At 69.2% G+C, this 23,414-nt stretch carries 25 protein-coding genes; 17 read left to right on the top strand and 8 right to left on the bottom strand.

Annotated features, from left to right (window positions below):
- Positions 1-23: 23 nt before the first annotated feature.
- The 4 genes from tatA to lnt are packed head-to-tail and all read left to right on the top strand — an operon-like array spanning position 24 to position 5,174.
- Complete coding sequence (gene tatA, locus WFJ01_RS04520) at positions 24-305, top strand: Sec-independent protein translocase subunit TatA (RefSeq protein WP_292887033.1); 282 nt, start codon at positions 24-26, stop codon at positions 303-305.
- 59 nt (positions 306-364) lie between these two features.
- Entirely contained in the window at positions 365-1,120 is a 756-nt protein-coding gene (tatC, locus tag WFJ01_RS04515; RefSeq protein WP_336628608.1) for a twin-arginine translocase subunit TatC, read from the top strand.
- Positions 1,117-3,591, top strand: coding sequence for a DEAD/DEAH box helicase (locus WFJ01_RS04510; protein ID WP_336628338.1), 2,475 nt, complete (start codon positions 1,117-1,119; stop codon positions 3,589-3,591). The genes tatC and WFJ01_RS04510 overlap by 4 nt, the downstream gene beginning before the upstream one ends.
- A 17-nt stretch (positions 3,592-3,608) precedes the next feature.
- Entirely contained in the window at positions 3,609-5,174 is a 1,566-nt protein-coding gene (gene lnt, locus WFJ01_RS04505) for an apolipoprotein N-acyltransferase (RefSeq protein WP_336628337.1), read from the top strand.
- On the opposite strand, the gene WFJ01_RS04500 is transcribed toward lnt, so the two are convergent.
- From WFJ01_RS04500 to WFJ01_RS04485, 4 genes are all read right to left on the bottom strand, one after another.
- Entirely contained in the window at positions 5,171-5,554 is a 384-nt protein-coding gene (locus WFJ01_RS04500; protein WP_251439945.1) for an RNA polymerase-binding protein RbpA, read from the bottom strand. The genes lnt and WFJ01_RS04500 overlap by 4 nt on opposite strands.
- Positions 5,555-5,709: 155 nt before the next feature.
- On the bottom strand, positions 5,710-6,423 hold the full coding sequence (locus WFJ01_RS04495) for a glycerophosphodiester phosphodiesterase family protein (protein ID WP_336628607.1): 714 nt from the start codon (positions 6,421-6,423) through the stop codon (positions 5,710-5,712).
- A gap of 56 nt (positions 6,424-6,479) precedes the next feature.
- Entirely contained in the window at positions 6,480-7,472 is a 993-nt protein-coding gene (locus WFJ01_RS04490) for an SPFH domain-containing protein (protein ID WP_336628336.1), read from the bottom strand.
- A gap of 21 nt (positions 7,473-7,493) precedes the next feature.
- Entirely contained in the window at positions 7,494-7,970 is a 477-nt protein-coding gene (locus WFJ01_RS04485; protein ID WP_336628335.1) for an NfeD family protein, read from the bottom strand.
- Between the two features lie 135 nt (positions 7,971-8,105).
- Between WFJ01_RS04485 and WFJ01_RS04480 the strand changes: the two genes are divergently transcribed.
- A complete protein-coding gene (locus WFJ01_RS04480) occupies positions 8,106-8,870 on the top strand; it encodes an SDR family oxidoreductase (protein WP_251439932.1) in 765 nt (254 codons plus the stop codon).
- A gap of 57 nt (positions 8,871-8,927) precedes the next feature.
- On the opposite strand, the gene WFJ01_RS04475 is transcribed toward WFJ01_RS04480, so the two are convergent.
- A complete protein-coding gene (locus WFJ01_RS04475) occupies positions 8,928-9,512 on the bottom strand; it encodes an HdeD family acid-resistance protein (RefSeq protein WP_336628334.1) in 585 nt (194 codons plus the stop codon).
- A 105-nt stretch (positions 9,513-9,617) separates the two neighbouring features.
- On the opposite strand from WFJ01_RS04475, the gene WFJ01_RS04470 reads away from it, so the two are divergent.
- From WFJ01_RS04470 to WFJ01_RS04455, 4 genes are all read left to right on the top strand, one after another.
- Entirely contained in the window at positions 9,618-10,055 is a 438-nt protein-coding gene (locus WFJ01_RS04470; RefSeq protein ID WP_336628333.1) for a helix-turn-helix transcriptional regulator, read from the top strand.
- Positions 10,056-10,065: 10 nt separating this feature from the next.
- A complete protein-coding gene (locus WFJ01_RS04465; RefSeq protein WP_251439912.1) occupies positions 10,066-10,476 on the top strand; it encodes a VOC family protein in 411 nt (136 codons plus the stop codon).
- An 86-nt stretch (positions 10,477-10,562) separates the two neighbouring features.
- Positions 10,563-12,917: an excinuclease ABC subunit UvrA gene (locus WFJ01_RS04460; RefSeq protein ID WP_336628332.1), complete on the top strand. Its 2,355-nt coding sequence runs from the start codon at positions 10,563-10,565 to the stop codon at positions 12,915-12,917.
- 8 nt (positions 12,918-12,925) lie between these two features.
- Positions 12,926-13,768 (top strand): TrmH family RNA methyltransferase, encoded by an 843-nt coding sequence (locus WFJ01_RS04455; protein WP_292887064.1) that lies wholly within the window; start codon positions 12,926-12,928, stop codon positions 13,766-13,768.
- A gap of 249 nt (positions 13,769-14,017) precedes the next feature.
- Here WFJ01_RS04455 and WFJ01_RS04450 read toward each other — a convergent pair whose 3' ends face one another.
- Entirely contained in the window at positions 14,018-14,506 is a 489-nt protein-coding gene (locus WFJ01_RS04450; RefSeq protein ID WP_336628331.1) for a hypothetical protein, read from the bottom strand.
- Between the two features lie 459 nt (positions 14,507-14,965).
- On the bottom strand, positions 14,966-15,496 hold the full coding sequence (locus WFJ01_RS04445; RefSeq protein ID WP_292887070.1) for a GNAT family N-acetyltransferase: 531 nt from the start codon (positions 15,494-15,496) through the stop codon (positions 14,966-14,968).
- A gap of 125 nt (positions 15,497-15,621) precedes the next feature.
- On the opposite strand from WFJ01_RS04445, the gene WFJ01_RS04440 reads away from it, so the two are divergent.
- A complete protein-coding gene (locus tag WFJ01_RS04440) occupies positions 15,622-16,212 on the top strand; it encodes a hypothetical protein (protein WP_336628330.1) in 591 nt (196 codons plus the stop codon).
- A gap of 22 nt (positions 16,213-16,234) precedes the next feature.
- On the opposite strand, the gene WFJ01_RS04435 is transcribed toward WFJ01_RS04440, so the two are convergent.
- Positions 16,235-16,978, bottom strand: a complete 744-nt coding sequence (locus WFJ01_RS04435) for a formylglycine-generating enzyme family protein (protein ID WP_336628329.1) — start codon at positions 16,976-16,978, stop codon at positions 16,235-16,237.
- A 93-nt stretch (positions 16,979-17,071) separates the two neighbouring features.
- On the opposite strand from WFJ01_RS04435, the gene WFJ01_RS04430 reads away from it, so the two are divergent.
- The 7 genes from WFJ01_RS04430 (at position 17,072) to WFJ01_RS04400 (ending at position 23,383) form a co-directional block, all read left to right on the top strand.
- A complete protein-coding gene (locus tag WFJ01_RS04430) occupies positions 17,072-17,644 on the top strand; it encodes a dihydrofolate reductase family protein (RefSeq protein ID WP_292887080.1) in 573 nt (190 codons plus the stop codon).
- A gap of 55 nt (positions 17,645-17,699) precedes the next feature.
- Complete coding sequence (locus tag WFJ01_RS04425; protein ID WP_336628328.1) at positions 17,700-19,133, top strand: adenosylhomocysteinase; 1,434 nt, start codon at positions 17,700-17,702, stop codon at positions 19,131-19,133.
- Positions 19,130-20,413 carry an amidohydrolase family protein gene (locus tag WFJ01_RS04420; RefSeq protein ID WP_295033028.1) on the top strand — a complete coding sequence of 428 codons (1,284 nt, stop codon included), beginning with the start codon at positions 19,130-19,132 and terminating at the stop codon, positions 20,411-20,413. Before WFJ01_RS04425 ends, WFJ01_RS04420 begins: the two co-directional genes overlap by 4 nt.
- An 18-nt stretch (positions 20,414-20,431) precedes the next feature.
- A complete protein-coding gene (locus tag WFJ01_RS04415; RefSeq protein WP_336628327.1) occupies positions 20,432-20,863 on the top strand; it encodes a cupin domain-containing protein in 432 nt (143 codons plus the stop codon).
- Between the two features lie 62 nt (positions 20,864-20,925).
- A complete protein-coding gene (locus tag WFJ01_RS04410) occupies positions 20,926-21,786 on the top strand; it encodes an ABC transporter substrate-binding protein (protein ID WP_251439791.1) in 861 nt (286 codons plus the stop codon).
- Positions 21,783-22,649 carry an amino acid ABC transporter permease gene (locus WFJ01_RS04405; protein WP_336628326.1) on the top strand — a complete coding sequence of 289 codons (867 nt, stop codon included), beginning with the start codon at positions 21,783-21,785 and terminating at the stop codon, positions 22,647-22,649. Before WFJ01_RS04410 ends, WFJ01_RS04405 begins: the two co-directional genes overlap by 4 nt.
- A complete protein-coding gene (locus WFJ01_RS04400; RefSeq protein WP_251439785.1) occupies positions 22,646-23,383 on the top strand; it encodes an amino acid ABC transporter ATP-binding protein in 738 nt (245 codons plus the stop codon). The genes WFJ01_RS04405 and WFJ01_RS04400 overlap by 4 nt, the downstream gene beginning before the upstream one ends.
- Positions 23,384-23,414: the final 31 nt, after the last annotated feature.

Genomic DNA, 23,414 nt, shown 5'->3' with positions numbered 1-23,414 from the left:
CCGAACCATCAAGGGAGATCATCATGTTCGCCGGACTCAACGGATGGCATCTGGTCATCATCCTCGCCGTCATCCTGCTGTTGTTCGGCGCGGCGAAGCTTCCTGCGCTCGCGAAGAGCATGGGCCAGTCCGCCCGTGTCTTCAAGGGCGAGATGAAGGCCATGAAGGACGAGGACGCGGCCAGCGACGCCGCAGCCGCCGCACCGCAGGCGCCGGCGACCACCGCGCTGCCGACGCCCGTTCAGAACGCCTCTGCTGACACCACCGCCGTCACCCCGCCGCACGACGCCGGTACTCAGCGCTGACAGGCGTGACCGACGTGTCACCCGCGACGAAGGGCCGCAAGCCGCGTCGCGATAGCACCATGCCCCTCGCGGGGCATCTGATCGAGTTGCGCCGACGGCTCGTCATCGCCGCCGGCGCACTCGTGCTCGGCATGGTGATCGCGTTCTTCATCACGGATCCGATCCTGCACTTCGTGACCGGCCCCATCCGGCAGGTCGCAGAGGAGCGCGGCAAGGACCTCGTCGGGTTCACGTTCTCCTCGGTGACGGCGCCGTTCGACCTCCGCATGCGGATGGCGTTCTCGATCGGCATCTTCCTCTCCGCGCCGGTCTGGCTGTGGCAGATCTGGGCCTTCATCATGCCGGGTCTGACGAAGAAGGAGATCCGCTACACGATCGGTTTCGTCGCGTCCGCGGTGCCGCTCTTCTTCGCCGGGTGCTACGTCGGCGTGCTCGTGATGCCGCACATCATCGAGCTGATGGCGGGGTTCACGCCCGAGGGCGCCCAGAACCTCTACAACGCGCAGGACTACTACGACTTCGTGTTCAAGCTGATGATCGTCATCGGCGTCTCGTTCATCATCCCCGTCTTCCTCGTGGCGCTGAACTTCGCCGGGATCATGTCGGGACGGGCGATCCTGAAGGCCTGGCGGATCGCGATCCTCATCGCGTGCCTGTTCGCGGCACTCGCGACCCCGGCGGCGGATGTGGTCAGCATGCTCATGCTGGCCGGAATCCTGATCGTGCTCTACTTCGCCGCGGCCTGCCTCTCGCTGCTCTTCGACCGGCGCAAGCACAAGCGCCAGCAGGAGTTCCTCGAGGAGTCCCCGGTATGACGTCGCCGGCGGACCGATACGCCTCCGCCCGCGCCGCTCAGGACCATCCCGCGACCGCTGCCTTCGCGGCCATGCAGCGCTTCCAGCTGGATCCCTTCCAGATCGAGGGCTGTCATGCGCTGGAGCGCGGCAGCAGCGTGCTCGTCGCCGCGCCCACGGGGGCGGGCAAGACGATCGTCGGGGAGTTCGCGATCCATCTGGCGATGTCGACGCCGACCGACAAGGCGTTCTACACGACGCCCATGAAGGCGCTGTCGAACCAGAAGTTCCGCGAGCTCGTCGACGTGTACGGCGCGGATCAGGTGGGGCTGCTCACCGGCGACGTCAACATCAACGGCTCCGCGCGCATCGTGGTGATGACCACCGAGGTGCTGCGCAACATGATCTACGCGGATTCGCGCGCTCTCGACGACCTCCGCTACGTGATCATGGACGAGGTGCACTACCTCGCCGACCGGTTCCGGGGCGCGGTCTGGGAAGAGGTCATCATCCACCTTCCGCGGAGCGTGCGACTCGTGGCCCTGAGCGCCACGGTCTCCAACGCCGAGGAGTTCGGAGACTGGCTCGACACGGTCCGCGGCGGCACCGAGGTCATCGTCTCTGAGACCCGGCCGGTGCCGCTGGAGCAGCACGTGCTCGTGCGCGACGACCTGCTGCCGCTGTTCGACGATCGCGCGGGCATCGCCACGGCCCAGGTCAATCAGGAGCTGCTGCGGATCCGCTCCTTCGGCGGCGCCAACTACGAGCGCAACCGCGACGCCCAGCAGTACCGCAGCGCGCGCCACGAGGGCGCGCAGGGTCGGCGGCCGCAGCGGGGCGGCAGGCGTCCCGTGCGCTCGGCGAACGTGCGCCGCATCGAGCGGCTCGACCGGCCGCAGGTCGTGGATCTGCTCGATCGCGCCAACCTCCTCCCCGCCATCTTCTTCATCTTCAGCCGCGTGGGCTGCGACTCCGCCGTCACTCAGGTGCGCCGTTCCGGCCTGCGGCTGACGACCGCGGAGGAGCGGCATGAGATCCGCGCCATCGTCGAGGACCGCGTGCGCACGCTGCGCGACGAGGACCTCGCGGTGCTCGGGTACTGGGAATGGCTCGACAACCTCGAGCGGGGAGTGGCGGCGCACCACGCCGGGCTGCTTCCGGCGTTCAAGGAGATCGTCGAGGAGCTCTTCCAGCAGCGTCTGCTCAAGGTCGTGTTCGCCACGGAGACCCTGGCGCTCGGGATCAACATGCCGGCGCGCACCGTCGTGCTGGAACGCATGGAGAAGTTCAACGGCGAGGCGCGGGTCGCGATCACCTCCGGCGAGTACACCCAGCTGACCGGTCGCGCGGGCCGGCGGGGGATCGACGTCGAGGGACACGCGGTCGTGCAGTGGACGGAGGGGATGGATCCGCAGGCGGTCGCCGCCCTCGCCTCCCGGCGCACCTACCCGCTGAACTCGAGCTTCCGCCCCACCTACAACATGGCGGTCAACCTGCTCGACCGGTTCGGGCGGGACAGGTCCCGCGAGGTGCTGGAATCGTCCTTCGCCCAATTCCAGGCGGACCGCGCAGTCGTGGGGCTCGCCCGCAACGTGCGCGAGGCCGAGACGTCGCTCGCGGGTTACCTCTCTTCCATGACGTGCGATCGCGGCGACTTCGCGGAGTACTCCGGCATCCGTCGCGAGCTCAGCGATCTGGAGAAGAAGAACCGCGCCGACCAGCAGGCGCCGCGTGCCGTGCGCGAGAAGCGTCTGCGGCAGATCGAGGGCCTCCGCCGCGCGATGCAGCGGCACGCGTGCCACCGCTGCCCGGACCGCGAGATGCACGCGCGCTGGGCGGAGCGCTACTGGAAGCTCAAGCGCGAGACCGACCGCATCCGCAGGCAGATCGAGAATCGCACCGGCACGGTCGCGCGCGTGTTCGATCGTGTCCTCGACGTGCTCGCCGAGGTGGGATACGTGGAGGGGCGCGGCGACGCCCTGACCCTCACGGACGCCGGGCGCACGATGCAGCGGATCTACGGCGAACGCGACCTCCTCGTGGCGGAGTCGCTGCGGCGAGGCCTCTGGGACGGCCTGGATGCGCCGTCGCTCGCGGCGATGGCCTGCGCCCTCGTCTACGAGCCGCGGCGCGACGACGGCTCCGTCGATCCGCGCGATCTGCCGCGCGGACGATTCCGCATCGCGTGGGAGCGCACGCAGGAGCTGTGGGCCGAGCTCGACGATCTCGAGCATGAGCACCGGCTGCCCGGATCCGACCGCCCCTCCGCAGGCCTCGCCGGGGCGATGCACTCCTGGGCCCGGGGAAGCTCGCTCGACGCGGTGCTGGAGGACGCCGACATGGCCGCCGGCGACTTCGTGCGCTGGGCGAAGCAGACCATCGATCTGCTGGATCAGCTGTCCATCGTCGCGCCGAACGCCGAGACGGCCCGCACCGCACGGACCGCTCTCGACGGCGTGCGCCGCGGCATCGTCGCCTACTCCTCGATGTGACCGGCGACCGCACCCGCATGACCGATCGCTCCATTCCGCTGCGCGCCGTCCGCACCGCGCCTGTCCTGCCGCTCTGGGCCGCACTGATCTCGGCCGCCGCGGCGGGCGGACTGCTGACCCTGGCATTCCCCGCGATCTCGCTCTGGTTCGCCGCGTTCCCCGCCGTCGGTCTGCTGCTGGTCTCGCTCATCGGCCGCCGCGCGTGGTCGGCGCTGCTGGTGGGCCTCGTCTACGGTGCGGTGTTCTTCCTCATCCTGGTGTCGTGGACCGCGAGGTATCTGGGGCCGATCCCATGGCTCGCCCTCGCCCTGCTGGAGGCCGCTCTGACCGCTGCGGCGCTGGTGCCGATCACGCTGGCCTATCGCTGGATCCCGAGGCTGCCGCTGCCGTCGTACGCCCGCACGGCGCTTCTCGCGGTGACCGTGGCCGCGCTCTGGATCGGCCGGGAGCTCTTCGTCGGGAACTGGCCGTACGGCGGTTTCCCCTGGGCGCGGATCGCGTACACCCTCGCTGACACGGCCGCTGCTCGCGTGAGCAGCTGGATCGGCATCAGCGGACTGGGGTTCCTCATGGTGCTGCTCGTCGCTCTCGTCGTGGAGCTCGCGCGTGCGGGCTCACGGCCGCGTGCGCTCGGCTTCGTCGCGCCGGTCGTCCTCGGGATCGTCCTCGTGGCGCTGCCGGCGTTCCCCACCACGGCGAACGGCTCGATGCGCATCGGCGCCGTGCAGGGGAACGGTCCGACCGGGTACTTCGACCAGCGTGAGCCGCTGTCGGTGCTGAACGCCCAGACCGAGGCGACGGCACCGCTCTACGGCAAGGGCATGGACCTGCTGGTGTGGCCCGAGGGCGGGCTGGACGGAGACCCGTTCCAGTACCCCGAGCTCGCGGCCGGACTCGACGAGGTCGCCGCCCGCGTGGGCGCCCCCGTCCTGGCGAACGCAGCCACGCAGAAGGGCGAGCTGTTCTACAACACCTCGTTCCTGTGGCCTCAGGGATCCCACCCCCCGCTCGCGCGCGACGATGTCCAGACGCATGCGAAACGGCACCCGGTGCCGTTCGGCGAGTACGTGCCCGACCGCGAGTTCTTCAATGCGATCGTGCCCGATCTGATCGGTCTCATCGGCCGGGAGTACACGCCGGGCAGCGATGCACCCGTCGTGCGCGTCGGGAGCACGCCGGTGGGCCTCGCGATCTGCTTCGACGTCATCTACGACGAGCTGATCGCCGAGGGCATCCAGGGGGGCGCGCAGGTACTGGTGTTCCAGACGAACAACGCGGACTTCCGCGGCACGGTCGAGAACCTGCAACAGCTCGCCATCGCCCGCATGCGGGCGGTCGAGACGGGTCGCTCGGTCGTGAACATCTCGACGGTGGGAACCAGCCAGGTCATCCGCGCCGACGGATCCACGCAGGCATCGCTGAACGAGGATCGCCCCGGTGCGCTGCTCGAAGACGTCGAACTGCGCACCGGGGCGACGGCGGGTGTCGTGCTCGGGCCCTGGATCGAACAGGTCGTGCTCTGGGGCGGGCTGCTCGTCGTCGTGGTCGCCGGCATCGGGAGCCGGCGGCGGGACAGGACTTAGGCGCCGATCCGCTCGCGGGTGGGATCCTCACCCGCGCCGCGGCGGGCGCGGATGAAGGCGAGGCGCTCCTCCAGGAGCTCCTCGAGCTCGGCACGGGTGCGGCGCTCCAGCAGCATGTCCCAGTGGGTGCGGCCGCCCTTGTCGCCGTTGTCCTCGACCTCGACGGACTTGCCGTCGACCTGCAGGCGTGCCTCTGCGCCGCACGCACGGCACTCCCACGTCGTGGGGGGCTCGGCGTCGGCCGCGAACATCAGGGTCGTCACGTGGCCGCAGGAGTCGCAGGTGTATGCGGTCTGCTGGCGTTCCATGAAGACGACGCCCTCTTCGCTCTGAAGGCTCTGGGCGCCGAGTCGGATTCCTCGAAGGCTGCGATCTGCCATTGTGTGGTCCTCTCGTCGCCCTCAGGTATAGCGGCCCGGGCTGTGCAGAAGATGCGAAGGGAGCAAACCATGAACGCTTTCACAGTCGATACCCAGCCCCGCGCCCGGAGGGCGTGCTGCCTGGCACCGGGTACGCAAGAACGCGGGACCGCGTGTCAGCTCGGACGTAGCGTCCTGATCGCGAGATCGGCGCGATCCGTCACGATGCCGTCGGCGCCGGCGGCGATCAGGGACCGCATCCGCTCCGGGTCGTTGATCGTCCAGATGTGCACTTCAGCCCCCGCATCGTGCACGGCGCGGACGAGGCCCGGGGAGAAGACCCGCAGCGCGCCGAACCTCTCGGGGATCTGCACCGCGTCGAGGCCGCGCAGGATCCGCCGGGACCACCGGGTCGCCCCTGCCGTCGAAGCGAGGCGCAACCGGGCGATCGCGGCGCGACCTCCCGAGGAGGCCGGGAGCAGCTCGGCACCCGTCGCACGGACCGCGTCCAGTGCCGCGAGACGGTTGCGATCGTCGAAGCTGGTCAGCAGCACGCGGTGCGCGTCGGCGGCCACAGCGCGTCCGACATCCGCTGCCGCGGCCCGCGCCTTCACGTCCACGTTGAAGCGCAGGCCCGGAAAGGCCTCGAGCGCCTCGCGGAGGGTGAGCAGGCCGCCGTGCGCGGCGAAGAGCGCGGCGAGCTCCTTCGTGGTGACCTCGGCGACCGGGCGCGGATCCCCGAGCAGTCTCTGCAGTGTCTCGTCGTGGAACAGCACCGCATCGCCGTCGGCCGTCGCCCGGCAGTCGGTCTCCACGTACACGGCTCCGGCCGCATCCGCGGCGGCGAGCGCCAGGGCGGAGTTGTCGAACACAGACGAGTCCTCGCCCACCAGACCGCGGTGAGCGAGGACTCGGGGCACGGGTGCGCCCTGGAAATAGGGGTGTGTCACGCGACGCCGTCGGAGGCCGGGGGCACGGCGGCGGACGCGGCGGCCCGCGTCGTCGGGACGGCGGGAGAGGCCGGGGGGAACGGCGTGGATCCGCCCGATCCCGGCGTGAACGCCCCGCCGAAGTTCTTCAGAGCCTCGGTGAACTCGCTGGGGATGATCCACAGCTTGCTCGACGCGCTCTCGCTGATCTTCGGGAGCATCTGCAGGTACTGGTAGGCGAGCAGCTTGTCGTCGGGCTGCCCCTGGTGGATGGCGTTGAAGACGTTCTGGATCGCCTCGGCCTCACCCTCGGCGCGGAGCACCGCGGCCTGCTTCTCGCCCTCGGCGCGCAGGATGTCCGCCTGCCGCTGACCCTCGGCCTCGAGGATCTGGGACTGCTTCGTGCCCTCAGCGGTGAGGATCGCGGCGCGACGATCGCGCTCGGCGCGCATCTGCTTCTCCATCGAGTCCTGGATCGAGACGGGCGGGTCGATGGCCTTGAGCTCGACCCGGCCGACGCGGATGCCCCACTTCCCGGTGGCCTCGTCGAGCACGATGCGCAGCTGGCCGTTGATGTTGTCGCGGCTGGTCAGCGCCTCCTCGAGGTTCAGACCGCCGACGACGTTGCGCAGCGTGGTGGTGGTGAGCTGCTCGACGGCGCCGAGGTAGTTCGCGATCTCGTAGGTCGCGGCCCGCGCATCGGTCACCTGGAAGTAGACGACGGTGTCGATGGAGACCACGAGGTTGTCCTCGGTGATCACCGGCTGCGGCGGGAAGGAGACGACCTGCTCGCGCATGTCGATGAGCGGGCGCAGGCGGTCGATGAACGGCACCAGTAGGTTCAGACCCGGCATGAGGGTCTTGTGGTACCTGCCGAGGCGTTCGACGACGCCGGCCGTGGCCTGCGGGATGATCCTGACCGATCGCGCGATGGTCACCAGCACGAAGATGATGACGGCGATCGCCAGGATCCAGCCGATGGCGGTGGGGATGAAGGATGCGCTGTCCATGAAGGGCTGCTCCTGTTTCTCCTAGTCGTGGGCGGAACGGACGTATGCGGTGGCGCCCTCGATCCGCTCGACCCGCACCGCTGCGCCGGGGGAGAGGGGAGCGAGCACGGGCGAGTCGGACGCGAGTCGCGCGGTCCACGTGTCGCCGTTGCTGAGCTTGACCTGCCCCATGAGGGAGGTGACCTCCAGCAGCACCGTGCCGTGCAGGCCGATCAGCGCATCCACATTGGAACGGGTCTGATCCTCACCGCGATGCAGGCGGCGCAGCAGCGGCGGGCGGAGCAGGAAGATGAGCAGCACCGCTGCGAGGGCCGCGATGATCACCTGCACCCACACGGGCCAGCCCGTGAGGGTCGAGAGCAGGCCGACGGCCGAGCCCAGTCCGAGCATGAGGAAGGTCATGTCGAGCGTGAAGATCTCGATGACGAAGAACAGGACCATGAGGACCAGCCAGCCGATCCACGCCCAGTCCTGGAACATCTGCAGGATCGTGTCCATACCGCCCCTTCTTTTTGCCAACCTATCACGGAGCCCGAAGGGCGCATCCGTGTCCCGCGCCGCGGAATCACGCGGATTGGTAGGGTGATTCCGTCCCATCCGCGCGCCCCGGCGCACGCCCTCCGAGGAGTTCCCGTGTCTCAGACCCTTCCCGCCGATTCGCTGACCGGCAAGGTCGCCCTCGTCACCGGATCCTCGCGCGGCATCGGCGCCGACACGATCCGCTACTTCGCCGAGGCCGGGGCCGACGTCGTCATCAACTTCCGCAACAAGGCCCCCCGCGCCGAGAAGCTCGCGGCGGAGGTCCGCGCCCTCGGCCGTCGCGCCCTCGTCGTCGGCGCCGATCTGACCGATCCCGACTCGGTCGCGGAGATGTTCGCGGCGGTGCAGGCGGAGTTCGGCGGTCTGGACGTCCTCGTCCTCAACGCGTCCGGCGGCATGGAGGCCAACATGGGCGAGGACTACGCCCTGCGCCTGAACCGCGATGCGCAGGTCAACGTGCTGGAGACGGCGCTCCCGGTGCTCCGCGAGGGCGGACGCATCGTCTTCGTCACGAGCCACCAGGCGCATTTCATCCGGACCACGCCGACGATGCCGGAGTACGAGCCGGTCGCTCTGTCGAAGCGCGCCGGAGAGGACGCCCTGCGGGAGCTGATCCCCGCGATCGAGGCGAAGGGCCTCGAGTTCGTGGTCGTGTCGGGCGACATGATCGAGGGCACCATCACGGCGACCCTTCTCGAGCGTGCGAACCCCGGCGCGATCTCGCAGCGCCGGGAGTCGGCGGGGCGTCTCTACAACGTGTCGGAGTTCGCCGCCGAGGTGGCGCAGGCGGCCATCGACCCGGTCCCGGCGGACCACACCCGCCTCATCGGCGACGTCAGCGGCTTCGGAGCGGAGTAGCCCGCAGACGCAGAAGGGGCCCGGACGCTTGCGCGCCGGGCCCCTTCTCGTATCCGGTCAGAGGCCGGCGGCCTCCGCGACGGCCTTCGCGTCCTTGGCGATGGTGATCGCACGCACGATCTGCGCGACGCCGAGCACGACGAGCGAGATGGCGAGGAACAGCCAGAAGAACGGGACGGCGGCGAGCCCGAGGCTGATCACCGCGATGCCGGCGACGATGCTGAGCAGGGAGTAGATGAGCGTCCAGGTCTTGGAGCCGTCCTGACCCATGAGGGTCAGGGAGACGACGCCATCGAAGATCCAGCTGACTCCGATGAAGATCACGGTCACGAGCGCGAACGCGATCGCTGCCGTCTGGATGTTCGTGAACGCGATGACGCCGGCGACGATGTAGAGGAGGCCGAGCACGATGTGACCGACACGCGCCCATCCGGACTTGCCGGCACTGAAGATGCCGAGCCCGATGTACACGACACCGGCGACGATCAGGTAGGCGGCGATGATTCCGGTGAGGACGAAGGCGGTCTTGACCGGCCACACCAGCATGACGATGCCCGCGATCAGCGCGATCACACCGGACACGGCGAGGAAGACGCGAAGTGACTTCACCAGGCTCTTCGCTTCGGCAACTGCTTCGGACATGAGGGGACCCTTTCTGAGTAATCCCTGGGAATCGGGGATGGCCTCACTGTACCGCGGCCCGGGGGAGCGGTCGGTGAACCCGCGCCGTCGTGCGAGGATCGGGGGATGAGCCCGACCGCCGACGAGGATCGCCTGCGCGACCTCGCCGCGCTCCGCTCGGTCCGGGACCGCATCGACCGCGAGTACGCGCGTCCTCTCGACGTTGAGGCCCTCGCTGCCGGGGTGCACATGTCGGCAGGCCACCTGAGCCGTCAGTTCAAGCTGGTCTACGGAGAGCCCCCGTACTCCTATCTCATGACCCGGCGGATCGAGCGGGCGATGGCGCTGCTGCGGCGCGGAGACGTCTCGGTCACCGAGGCGTGCTTCGCCGTCGGGTTCCAGTCCCTCGGTACGTTCAGCACCCGGTTCAGCGAGCTCGTCGGGGTCTCGCCGAGCCGCTATCGCGCCGACCCGGGACTGGGACCGGGGATCCCCTCCTGGATCGAGAAGCAGGCGACGCGACCGATCAGGAATCGAGAAGCGTCCGCCGATCCGCCCGCGTAGCGTGAGCGGCATGGACATCACGATCAACGCCAGCTTCCTCCCGCACACCGATGCCGAGGAGTCCCTCCGCTTCTACAGAGACGTGCTCGGCTGGGAGCTGCGCAAGGACGTCGGCTACCAGCAGATGCGCTGGCTCACGGTCGGACCGGCGAATCAGCCCGACACCTCCATCGTGCTCACGCCTCCGGCGGTGGACCCCGGCATCAGCGAGGATGAGCGGCGCACCATCCTTGAGCTCATGGCGAAGGGCAGCTTCGGGGGTGTCGTGCTCGCCACCCAGAACGTGGACGCGGCGTTCGCGGAGATCGAGTCGCGCGGGGGAGACGTCGTGCAGGAGCCCATCGACCAGCCGTACGGGATCCGGGACTGCGCGTTCCGCGACCCCGCCGGCAACATGATCCGCCTCCAGCAGGTCGCGTGACCGCCGCGGTGCCCGCCGGAGCGTCGGCGGGCACCGCTAGTGTGTGACCCGCCCCTTTCCGTCCGCCGATGAGGAGGATCCCGCCGATGACCGAGGCCCACGTCGCCGACACCCACGACATGATCAGGGTGCAGGGAGCCAGGGAGAACAACCTCAAAGACGTCTCCATCGACCTCCCGAAGCGGCGCCTGACCGTCTTCACCGGGGTCTCCGGATCCGGGAAGAGCTCTCTGGTGTTCGACACGATCGCGGCGGAGTCCCGCCGCATGATCGACGAGACCTACAGCGCGTTCGTCCAGGGCTTCATGCCGTCGGTGCCGCGCCCCGACGTCGACGTCCTGGAGGGACTGACCACCGCGATCCTCGTGGACCAGGAGCGGCTCGGCGCCAACCCCCGATCCACCGTGGGGACGGTCACCGATGCGAACGCGATGCTGCGCATCCTGTTCTCGAAGCTCGGTAGCCCCTACATCGGCGGCCCGACGGCGTTCTCCTTCAACATCCCCACGCAGAAGGCCAGCGGCGTGATGACGGGGCCTGGCGGCGAGAAGAAGATCGTGAAGGACGCGATCTATCTCGGCGGCATGTGCCCGCGCTGCGAAGGCAGGGGAGCGGTGTCCGATCTCGACCTGACCCAGATCGTCGACGAGACGAAGTCGCTGAACGACGGCGCGATCATGGTGCCCGGCTACACCGCCGACGGGTGGATGGTGCGACAGTTCGCGGAGTCCGGCTTCTATCCCGCGGACAAGCCGGTCGCGGGATTCACGGAGAAGCAGCGGCACCTCTTCCTCTACGGCGAGGTGACCAAGGTCAAGATCAACGGGATCAACATCACCTACGAGGGGCTCATCCCCAAGATCACGAAGTCGATGCTGTCGAAGGACATCGATGCGCTTCAGCCGCACATCCGTGCGTTCGTGGAGCGGGTCGCCACGTTCGCGGTGTGCCCGGAGTGCGATGGCACGCGCCTGACGGAGGGCGCGCGCTCGTCGAAGATCGATGGGATCAGCATCGCCGACGCCTGCCGGATGCAGGTGACGGATCTCGCCGCGTGGGTGCGCGGTCTGGATCTGCCGGGTGCCGGTCCGCTCCTCGAGGCGCTCCGGGCGAACCTCGACGCCTTCGTGACGCTCGGACTCGGCTACCTCTCCCTCGAGCGGCCGAGCGGCACGCTGAGCGGGGGAGAGGCGCAGCGGATCAAGATGCTCCGGCATCTCGGCTCCTCGCTCACCGATGTGACCTACGTGTTCGACGAGCCCACGATCGGGCTGCATCCGCATGACATCCAGCGGATGAACGGACTCCTCGAGCGTCTGCGCGACAAGGGCAACACCGTGCTCGTGGTCGAGCACAAGCCCGAGACGATCGCCATCGCCGACCACGTGGTCGACCTCGGGCCGGGCGCGGGAAGCGCCGGCGGCGAGATCTGCTTCGAGGGAACCGTCGAAGGACTGCGCGCCAGCGGCACCCTGACGGGTCGCCACCTCGACGACCGAGCGGAGCTCAAGCCCTCGGTGCGTGCGCGCAGTGGCGCGATCGCCGTCCGGGGTGCGAGCACGAACAACCTCCGCGACGTGGACGTCGATGTCCCGCTCGGGGTGCTCACCGTGGTCACGGGGGTCGCCGGCTCGGGCAAGAGCTCGCTGATCCACGGCTCCGTGGCGAAGGGCGAGGGGGTGGTGTCGATCGACCAGACGGCGATCAAGGGCTCGCGCCGCAGCAATCCCGCCACCTACACCGGCCTGCTGGAGCCGATCCGGAAGGCATTCGCCAAAGTGAACGGGGTGAAGCCCGCGCTCTTCAGTGCGAACTCCGAGGGCGCCTGCCCCACGTGCAAGGGCGCCGGCGTGATCGTGACCGAGCTCGGGTTCATGGACACGGTGGAGAGCCCGTGCGAGGACTGCGGCGGAAAGCGCTTTCAAGCTTCGGTCCTCGAGTACAAGCTCGCGGGCAAGGACATCACCGAGGTGCTCGACATGCCCGTCGCCGAAGCTCATGAGTTCTTTCGCGGGGGAGAGGCGAAGATCCCTGCCGCCGTGGCGATCCTGAGCAGGCTCGAGGACGTGGGGCTCGGGTACCTGTCGCTCGGTCAGCCCTTGTCGACGCTCTCCGGAGGGGAACGGCAGCGGATCAAGCTCGCGACCCAGATGGCGGATGGCGCCGAGACGTATGTGCTGGATGAGCCGACGACGGGACTGCATCTCGCCGACGTGCAGAATCTCCTCGGTCTGTTGGATCGGCTCGTCGATTCCGGCAAGTCGGTGATCGTGATCGAGCATCACCAGGCGGTCATGGCGCATGCGGACTGGATCATCGACGTCGGCCCCGGAGCGGGCCACGACGGCGGCAGAGTCGTCTACGAGGGCACGCCTGCGGACCTCGTCGCGGCGAAGTCGACGGTCACGGGGGAGCACCTCGCGGCCTATGTGGGGGCGTGAGGGCTTCCATGGCGGATCTCAAGATCAGCACGCGCAACTCACGGTTCCAGTTGCTCGAGGCGCTGACGCGCAATCGCAACCATCGCCTGCGCGAGCATCGGTTCGTCGTGCAGGGGGTTCGCCCGATCTCGCAGGCGATCGAGCACGGATGGACCCTCCTCACGGTGATCCACGATGCGGAGCGGTCGCTGTCCTCTTGGGCGCGCGACGTGCTGAAGCAGGCGCCGGAGACCATCGCGATGAGTTCGGCCCTGCTCGCGGAACTCGCCGAGAAGGACGAGGGCGCCACGGAGATCCTTGCCGTAGTCGCGATGCCGGAGGACGAACTCTCGAGGATCCCGGTGCCCGCTGACTTCCTCGGGATGGTCTTCGACCGCCCCACGCAGCCGGGAAACATCGGAGCGATCCTCCGCTCGATGGACGCCCTCGGCGGCCAAGGGCTGATCGTGTCGGGTCATGCGGCGGACCCGTACGACCCGAAGTCGGTCCGTGCCTCGACGGGATCCCTGTTCGCGACGCCCGTCGTCCGCACGGCTTCGGGCGGACCGGTGTTCGACTGGGTGCGCGACATCCGCGCGCGGGGCATCCCGCTCACCCTGGTCGCGACGGACGAACACGGCGACGTCGACGTCTGGGACTACGACTTCACCCAGCCGTCGCTGGTGCTGATCGGGAACGAGACAGGCGGTCTGGCGCGGGGCTGGCGCGAGGCCGCGGATGTGATGGTGCGGGTGCCTATGGTCGGTGCGGCGAGTTCGCTCAACGCGTCGAACGCCGCGACGCTCATGCTGTACGAGGCGGCGAGGCAGCGCGCGGCGCGCCCCGTCGACCGGCGCGGCGGGCTCTCATGAGGGCACGCCGGTGTGCCAGCGCCTTTTGCGGATTGTAGAGCGGAAACGACGTGGTTTCGCTTCGCCCCGGACCACGTGGGATATCGCTGATAATGCACATTATGTCAACTCGTCGGAGGGTTGTCGGCATGTTCGAGATCTCTCCCGCCGAGGCCGCCGGCGGCGGGGTCCGGCTGGTCGGCACCCGCCGGCGTGAGGCGGCGATGGCGATCAAAGCCTGCCGGGCGCGATGGGCGCGCGGATGCTGCCTCATCGTAGGCCGTCTTCGCAGTTGCTCCCGGGGCGCTCCTCCCACCAGAGCTCGTGCGTGGACCCTGTGGGCGTGTCGACCTGCCAGCCCGGGAACTTGACGAACTCCTCCATCGCCAGGCCCCAGGTTGAGCCCTCCGCGGCGCGATGTGTTTTGGACCACTCGTACATCTGCTGACCAGTCGCGGACCAGTCCTGGTTGTTCATCTGCCTTGCGATCGCGGGAGGCATCGGCGCATCATTCGGAGTGCTGTAGTCGTACGTGCAGGAATACGTTCGCCCGGCATCGTTGAGATAGCTCAGCGAGATCGTGACGTTCGTCGTGTACGTCGCGTTGCGCAAGGTGACGAGGGTCACGACTATGCCGTCGATGAAGATCACCGGCACGGCCAAGACGATGACGACGACCCAGATCCCCACTCTGAGACCCGGCCACCACGCGGGGCAACGAGCGCTCGCACCAACCGGAACCTCGTCAAGATCTGACATGCCTTCAGACTACTAAGTATTGAACACGTTCGAAACATGGGAAGCTATGAAACCGATGGAGCCTTCGAACCAGATCGCCTTCTTCCCCGACTGGGGACACAAGTGGCCACTCTGGGGACCGGTTGCTCTACGCCCCGAGCACCTTGGGCTGTCCACAGATCTAGCCCGGCGACTTGCCGAGTGGGTTCGGGTGTGGCAGGAAGAACTTGACCCTGTTATCGAGATCCGCTGGCCGTCTACTGAGATGGGGGAAGCGTGGATCGCCGAAGGAGAGGCTCTCTGCAATGAGGTGCAGGAGGCGGTGAAGAAGCGGCGAATCATGGTGATCCCCCGCTTCTCTGAGTTTGCGCCTAGCCGAGAGGTCTAAGGTCCGTCTCCCAAGTCGCGGGGTGGTCTGTTGTCGGGGATGCTGATGGGGTGGCTCGTGGTCGTGAACTCTCGGATCCGAGGCGATCCCGATCAGGCGGGGACGTCCCGCATCATGAGCAGCGAACGCCCGTGCGGGCTCTCCTTCGTCACGACGCCCGTGTCGACGAACCCCAGCTTCGTCAGGACGCGGCGTGAGGCGAGGTTCCAGTCCCATACGGTCGCCCAGAGCAGCGGATACCCGTGGTCTCGAGCCCAGCCGATGACGATCCGGCCCGCCTCCGTCGCGTAGCCGCGATTGTGCGCCGCCTGCAGCAGTTCGAAGGCCAGCTCGGGCCGTTCGCCGTCTCCGTCGAACACCACCCCGCAGTATCCGATCACCTCGTCGGTATCGCGGAGCACGACGGTAAGCAGACCGGGCTGTTCCGGGGCGCGGTCCTGGCGGATCCCCTCCGCGATCTCCGCGACCGTCGGACGTCCGTCCGCGGAGAGCCTGCGGTGCGAAGGCACGCGCTCGTCGCGCTCGGTCCACAGCTGCCGGAACACCTCTGCGTCCGACTCCCGTTGCGGCCTCAGCACCAGACGATCCGTCGTGAGCATCGTGGGGCGAGGGGCGTCGGGCATGGGCCCATCCTGCCATCGACGGTGTCCCGGTGTCCCGGCACGCTGGGGGCGAACGGAACGCGCTCCCCCAGCGACGGACCGGGCCCATCCCTGCAGAGGCATGCGTCTCGTGCCACGATGGCGACATGGACAGGTTGAGGACGACCCGGATCTTCGGTGCCCTGATGCTGGGTGCATGCGTCGTGCCCCTGTCGGGTTGCATCGCCTGGTCGCCGGAGGCAGACGCCGAGCACGGCGCCCGGCAAGGACTCGCCTCCTTGGTCGAGGAGTCCCAGGACCGGATCTGGGAATCCCGAGTGGCACTGACTCAGGATCCCGAAGCAGCAGTGGCGACCATCCCCGGGCTGGCGGACGTCCGCCGCGGGAGCGCGGAGGGCACCTGGTTGCTGACCGACCTCCGCCAGGACGCTTCCGGCACAGCCTTGACGCTGACAGCATCAGCCGGCGGAGAGGCCGGCGGTGGCCTGTTCTTCCAGCAGGCCACGCTGCGCACGTGCTGGACGCTGCTGGTGGCGCCGGAGGGCTCGCGGGTGGACACCGCCTCCGCAGACTGCGCCGAGCGCCTCGCCGCGGGCCGATTCCCCGAAGGGCTGGCCGAGGCGAAGATCCTGCCGTTCGATGACCTGGGCGTCCGGCATCACGTCGATGAGAGCGACTATCCGGCTGCGCCGTGCCAGTGCTCGAGCGGCGAGCCCTGCGATTGCCCGGGCGGCTGATCGCTGACCCGACGCATGTCCGTCAGCGTCGTGGGGTCCACCCCGTGGGCAGCGGGCCGGAGAGCAGCGCTCGTTCCTCGTCCGCGGCGAGCGACCAGCCCTGAGCGGCGTCGTGGCCGTCGAAGCCGCCGCGCGCCACGCGGAACCCGAGGTCGTCCTGGGCCGTCCGCGGATCCCCTCCCCGACGTACCGAGGCGCGCACGTTCCAGGCGTCGTCGGCGAAACCACCGCCGCGGAACACCCGGTACTCGCCGTAGCGGGCCGGATCCAGGAGGTCCCAGCACCACTCCCACACGTTGCCGAGAGTGTCGAACAGTCCGTTCAGATTCGGCATCCGCTCCCCCACGCGCTGCGGGTGCCGCACGCCGTCGGCGGACGTCCACGCGATGTCCGGAAGGGGGCCGTAGTGCGGGGTCGTGGAGCCTGCGCGGCAGGCGTACTCCCACTCCGCCTCGGTCGGAAGCCGGAACCCGTCGGCGGAGACGTCCCAGTGCACGTCCGTACCGTCGAACCGATATACCGGATCCAGTCCCTCCCACTCGGATGCGGCGTTGCAGAAGCGCACGGCGCGCTGCCAGGACACTTCTACCGCGGGGCGATCAGGATGTTCGGCCGCGATGCCGAGCAGTTCGGCGACCTGCTCCTCCGTGACCGCGTAGACGCCGATCTCGAAGGGCTGCAAGGAGACCTGCCAGCGACGCTTCGAGCGCGCGTCGTGCAATCCGACGGTGCCCCCGGGCAGTGCCCGCATCTCGATCTCGCTCATCCCACGGAAGTCTAGGAGACCGTCGCTCGCATCGATCACGCGACCGCCGCCGGGCCGCAGCGGATGTCGGCGGCCCCTCGTAACCTCTCCCCCATGACGCGCGCGATCTTCTACACCGCCTCCACTCTGAACGGGTTCCTCGCAGATCCGCAGGATTCCCTCGACTGGCTCCTGACCATCCCGCAGGACGAGGCGACGGCCGATATCGCCGCGTTCAGCGAAGGCATCGGGGTCCTGGTCGAGGGCTCCGCGACGTACGAGTGGGTGCGGGACCATGAGGATCTGATGGCGCATCCCGAGCGCTGGCAGCAGTTCTACGGCGATCGTCCGACGTTCGTCTTCACGCGACGCGAGCCGGAGCCCGTGCCCGGGGCGGATATCCGGTTCGTGCAGGGATCCGTGATCGAGCACTGGCCGGACATCGTCGCGGCGGCCGCGGGCAAGGACGTGTGGATCGTCGGCGGCGGAGAGCTCGTGGGCCAGTTCGTCGATGCGAACCTGCTCGATGAGATCGTCATCACCTTCGCTCCGGCGACCCTCGCCGCGGGCAAACCGCTGCTCCCCCGCGACCTCGATCACACCCAGCTCGAGCTCGTGGGCGCCCGCCGGGCGGGCCCCTTCGCGGAGCTCACCTACCGGCTGCCGCGAGCCGCCCGCGGCGTCTAGCGGTTCGTCGCCTTACGGCGCCGGCGAAGCGGACGGAACGTCTACGCTGAAGCACGTGCCCGACGCCCTCCTGACCGCCGAACGACTCGTGCGCCGGTTCGCCCGCTCGACCAACCTGCTCGTGGCAGGCCGCACCTTCGATGTCGTCGGAGACGGAGAGACGGCCGATGAACTGCGTGCTCTCCTCGTGCGGCTGGGTGCACGTCTCGGCGAGGGCTCGGTCGTCTTCGAACCGGGAGCAACGCCGGAGATCCTGCTGGACGGAGCCCCGCTGCCGCTCCGGGCGACCGCCGACGAGCGCATCGACTTCGCCGGCACGCACATGCCGGTGTCCCGCGGGATCGCCGACGCGCTGCGCGAGAACGGTGCCGTGCGCGGCGTCCGGATCGGCATCGCCATGGTGCTCGAGCCGAAGACCGCGCAGCTCGCGCTCCTGCTCCGCAGCGCCGGCGCCGAAGTCGCCGTGTACGCGCACCCGGATGAGATCGATCCTGCGGTCGCCGCCGCGCTGCGCGCGCGCGGGATCCCGGTCGACGGGGATCCTGCGCTGTCGGGGAGCGCCGAGCGCGATGCCGCAGTCGCCTTCCTGCGTCGAGGTCTCGACCTGCTGCTGGACGACGGGTCGCATCTCATCCGGCTCGCCCACGAGCAGGATGAGCTGGGCACGCTGCGGGGTGCCGCCGAGGAGACGACCAGCGGCCTGACGCCTCTCCGGCGGATGGCCGCGCAGGGCGCGCTGCGCATCCCGGTGATCGCCGTCAACGACGCGCCCATGAAGACGGCGTTCGACAACCGCTACGGCACCGGCCAGTCCTGCGTCTTCGCGATCGCCGATGTGCTGGATGCCGCCGGCATCGGACTGCGCGACCAGCACGCGGTGGTCGTCGGCTACGGCCCCGTCGGCGAGGGCGTCGCCGCCCACCTGCGCGCGCTCGGGACGATCGTCGGCGTGACGGAGACGGATCCGGTGCGCGCGCTCCGCGCGGCGCACGACGGCTACGCGACGGGAAGACTCCGAGACCTCGCTCGGGGGGCCCTCGTGGTCTCCGCGACCGGAGCGCCGCACACGGTCGACGCCGAGACGCTGCGCGTCGCGAGGATCGTGGCGGTCGCCGGGGGCGTGCCGGGCGAAGTCGATGTCGCGGTGCTGCGGCCCGAGGAGCGGGCCGGCGCCCCTCTCCCCCATCTCGATCGCACCGAGGACGGCGCGCTTCTCCTGGCGCGGGGCGGATGCGTCAACCTCGCCGCCGCGGAGGGCAATCCGATCGAGATCATGGATCTGTCCTTCGCGGTGCAGCTGTCGGCGGTGGCGCAGCTGCTCGGGGCGCCGCTTCCGGCCGGCGTGCATCCGTTCCCCGCCGAGGCCGATCAGGCGGTCGCCCGTGCGGCCCTCGCGGCGCGAGGCGAACAGCTCGACGTCCGCAGTGATGCCCAGCGGCTCGCCCAGGACGATTGGCGTTCTCCGCGATACCGGGAGGCGACGGCGTGAGCGACGTCACCCTGTACTCCGCCGGACAGGTGTTCCCCATCACCGCTCCCCCCATCGTCGACGGCGCGGTGGCCGTGCAGAACGGGCGGATCCTGCACGTGGGCGAACGCGCCTGGGTGCGTCGCTCTCTCGACGACCGTGGCCTCGCGTCCACAGAGGTGCACTGGCCGGGCGTGCTGATCCCCGGTCTCGTGAACGCCCACACCCACCTGCAGTACACGGGGATGGCCGAGGTGGGTCGGGGACGATACCAGGGTTTCGAGGACTGGGCGACGGCCTTCGACCCCGTCTACGAGCAGGGGAAGGACTGGGCCGCTGATGCCGCCGATGGCGCCGCCCGGCTGATCCGCACCGGCACGACCGCCGCCGCGGACGTCGTGACGGACCGGTCCGCGGCGTCTGCGCTGCACGATGCGCGCCTGCACGGCATCACCTACTGGGAGGTGATGAGCTGGACCAACGCCGACTGGGCGCGCACGGGGCGACGTCAGGTCGAGGACGCCCTGGACGCTCTTCCCACTCCCCCCGGCACCGGGCTGTCTCCCCATGCGCCGTACTCGCTCGACATCGAGCCGCTCCTCGAGATCCCCGACATCGTCCGCGAACGCGGTACGCGGATCCACATCCATCTCGGCGAGGCGGCTTTCGAGAGCGAGTTCGCCCACGATCAGGCCCACGCCTGGCATACCGCAGGGCTCGCGAGCTTCCAGGAGCTGCGCGACGCGGGCTTCGGCACGAGCGCGACCGAGTTCGTGGACCAGCTCGGCGTCCTGGGACCCGATTGCCACATCGCGCACGGCGTGTACATGAGCGCGCGCGATCGCGCGATTCTGCGGGAGCGGCACACGAGCGTCGCGCTGTGCCCGCGCTCGAACGCAGTCATCGGCCTGGAGGAACCGCCGATCGCCGCGTACCTGCGCGAGGGCAACGCCATCGCCGTGGGAACCGACTCGCTCTCCTCCAGTCCCTCTCTGGATCTGCTCGCCGACGTCGCCGAGCTGGCCCGCATCGCCCGTTCCCAGGGGTACACCGATCGCGACCTGCACGCGCGCCTGCTGAACGCCGCGACCCTGGGAGGCGCGCATTCCATGGGCATCGACGTCGGCCCTGACCGCACCGGATATCTTGCCGTCGGTGCGCTCGCGGACCTCGCCTTCTTCGACGTCGCGCCCGGGGCGGACGCCGTCGTGGAGCTCGTGGAATCGGGAGCCGGGCGTTCGGCCGCCACCGTCATCGCCGGCGAGCTCCGCCACGCGACGACCGCCTTCGAGACTCCCTGACCCGTCCAGGAGACACCCATGACTGAGCCCCTTCCTTCGACCGCGATCCGCCTCGGTCTCGAGCCGCACCCCGAGGGAGGCTGGTTCCGCCGCACCTGGACGAGCCCGAACCCGATCGAGACGCCCGGGGGCACGCGCCCCGCAGCCACCTGCATCCACTACCTGCTGACGCCGGACGAATCCAGCGCCTGGCATGTCGTCTCCAGCGATGAGCTCTGGCTCTGGCACGGTCCCGGCCGCCTCGAGCTCAGCCTCGGCGGATCCGATGCCGCACCGGGAACGGCCGAGACGATCGTGCTCGGACCCGGCGCCGCCGCGCAGGCGCTGGTCCCGGCCGGCGTGTGGCAGGCGGCGCGTCCGCTCGACGCAGAGGAGGTGCTGGTCTCCTGTTTCGTGTCGCCGGGTTTCGACTTCGCCGACTGGCGGCTCGCCGATTCCTCTACGGTATGAACGGGGCACCTGCGCCCGCAGTCCTACCCGTCCGCCCCCGCACCCGCATCTCAGGAGTTCCCGTGTCCCTCGCACCCGCTCTGCGCCGTGTCGCACTCGTCTCGACGATCGCTGCCGCCGCCCTGTCCCTCGCCGCCTGCAGCGGCTCCTCCGCGTCCGCGCCCTCGGCCGGAGCCGACGCCACCGGCGCGGCGCTGCAGACCGTGACCGCGGGAAAGCTCACGATCGCGACCGGAGACCCCGACTACGAGCCCTGGTTCATCGACAACGACCCGTCCAACGGGAAGGGCTTCGAGGGCGCGGTCGCCCACGCCGTCGCTGCCGAGCTCGGTTTCTCCGACAAGCAGATCGTCTGGACGCGCACCGGCTTCGACGCCGCGATCGCCCCCGGCCCCAAGGACTGGGACCTCAACATCCAGCAGTTCTCGATCTCGGACGACCGCAAGAAGGCCGTCGACTTCTCCTCCTCGTACTACACGACCACGCAGGCAGTCGTCGCGGCGAAGGGCAGCCCTGCCGCGTCGGCCACGAGCGTCGCGGACCTGAAGAAGGCTAAGGTCGGCGTGGCGACCGGCACGACGAGCTACACCGTCGCGAAGGCGCAGCTCGGCACGGGCGACCTCAGCGTCTTCAACTCGGTCGACGATGTGGTGCAGGCCCTCAAGGGCGGCCAGATCGATGCGATGATCACCGACCTGCCCGGCGCGTTCTACGTGACGGCGTCGCAGTTCGAGAACGGCACCGTCGTCGGGCAGTTCGCCGACGACAAGGGCGGCGACCAGTTCGCGTTCGTCCTCCCGAAGAACTCCCCGCTCACTCCGGCCGTCACCAAGGCGGTCGACGCGCTGCAGAAGGACGGAACGATCGCGGAGCTGCAGAAGAAGTGGCTCAGCGAGGCCGTGAACGTCCCCGTCCTGAAGTGACCTCTCCCCTGGTCGATGCGGCGTGGCAGCCGAGCGCGCTCGAGCTGTCCCGCCGCGATCTCCGTCGCCGGGCGACGACGCGCTCCGTCCTGATCGCGCTGCTGAGCAGCCTCGCGGTCGCGGCGGTGATCATCGTCGTCCTCGCCAACACCCCGGGCTGGAAGGTGGTCCGCGAGACCTTCTTCGACCCGAAGGTCGCCCTCGAGAGCGTCGGGCCGATCTTCCAGGGCCTGCTCGACAACCTCCTGGTCCTGGTGATCGCAGCCGTCTGCGTGGCGCTGCTCGGTACCCTGCTCGCCGTCCTGCGCTCCCTGCGCGGCCCGGTGTTCTTCCCGCTGCGACTGCTCGCCGCGGCGTACACCGACTTCTTCCGGGGCGTGCCGCTGCTCATCGTGCTGTACCTGGTGGGCTTTGGCATCCCCGCGCTCATGATCTTCCCCCGGATGCCCGCGATGTTCTGGGGCACGATCGCCCTCGTGATCAGCTACTCCGCGTACGTGGCCGAGGTGCTGCGGGCGGGCATGGAGGCGGTGCATCCGTCGCAGCGGGTGGCCGCCCGATCGCTCGGTCTGACGCACGGCCAGACCCTGCGGATCGTGGTCATCCCCCAGGGCGTGCGCAAAGTCGTCCCTGCGCTCATGAACGACTTCGTGTCGATGCAGAAGGACGTGGGTCTCATCTCCGTGCTCGGTGCGATCGACGCGGTCCGCGCGGCACAGCTGCAGGTGGCCGAGACCTTCAACTTCACGCCGTACATCGTCGCCGGGCTCTTCTTCGTGATCCTGAGCTGGCCGATGATCCGGTTCACCGACGTCGTCACCGCACGACTGAACAAGCGCGAGCAGGCCGGAGGAATCGTATGACCGCGCCCGTGATCGAAGCGGTCGGCGTCCGCAAGCGCTTCGGCGATCATGACGTGCTCCGCGGCATCGACCTCGCCGTCGACGCGCACGAGGTCGTCGTGCTGATCGGCGCATCCGGATCCGGGAAGTCCACGCTGCTGCGCACGATGAACCTCATCGAGCGCGTCGACGACGGGCAGATCCTGCTGTCGGGCACCGACATCACCGACCCGCGGATCGACGCGGACGCCATCCGCGCCCGGATCGGAGTCGTCTTCCAGCACTTCAACCTGTTCCCGCATCTCACCGTGCTCGACAACGTCACGCTCGCAGCGCGCCGCGTGCACCGCCTGCCGAAGGCGGAGGCCGCCCGGCGCGGTCGAGAGCTGCTGACGACGCTGGGGCTGGGCGACAAGGCCGATGCCTACCCCGACCGTCTTTCCGGCGGGCAGCAGCAGCGTGTGGCGATCGTGCGCGCGATCCTCACGGATCCGGAGCTGCTGCTCCTCGACGAGATCACGAGCGCCCTCGACCCGCAGCTCGTGGGCGAGGTGCTCGATCTCGTCCGGGAGCTCAAGGGGCGCGGCACGACGATCCTCATGGCGACGCACGAGATGTCCTTCGCGCGAGAGGTCGCCGATCGCGTCGTGTTCCTCAAGGACGGAGTGCTCGTCGAGCAGGGGCCGCCCGCGCAGATCTTCGACGCTCCTCAGCACCCCGCCACGGCGGAGTTCCTCTCCCGCGTGACGCGCTGATCCGCGCCGCGGGCTGCGGCGGTTCCGATCG

Origin of the sequence: Microbacterium sp. MMO-35 (assembly GCF_037147555.1) — a bacterium.
Lineage (GTDB): Bacteria > Actinomycetota > Actinomycetes > Actinomycetales > Microbacteriaceae > Microbacterium.
Note: the sequence above shows the minus strand (reverse complement) of the source record. Positions and strands in the feature narration are given on the sequence as shown.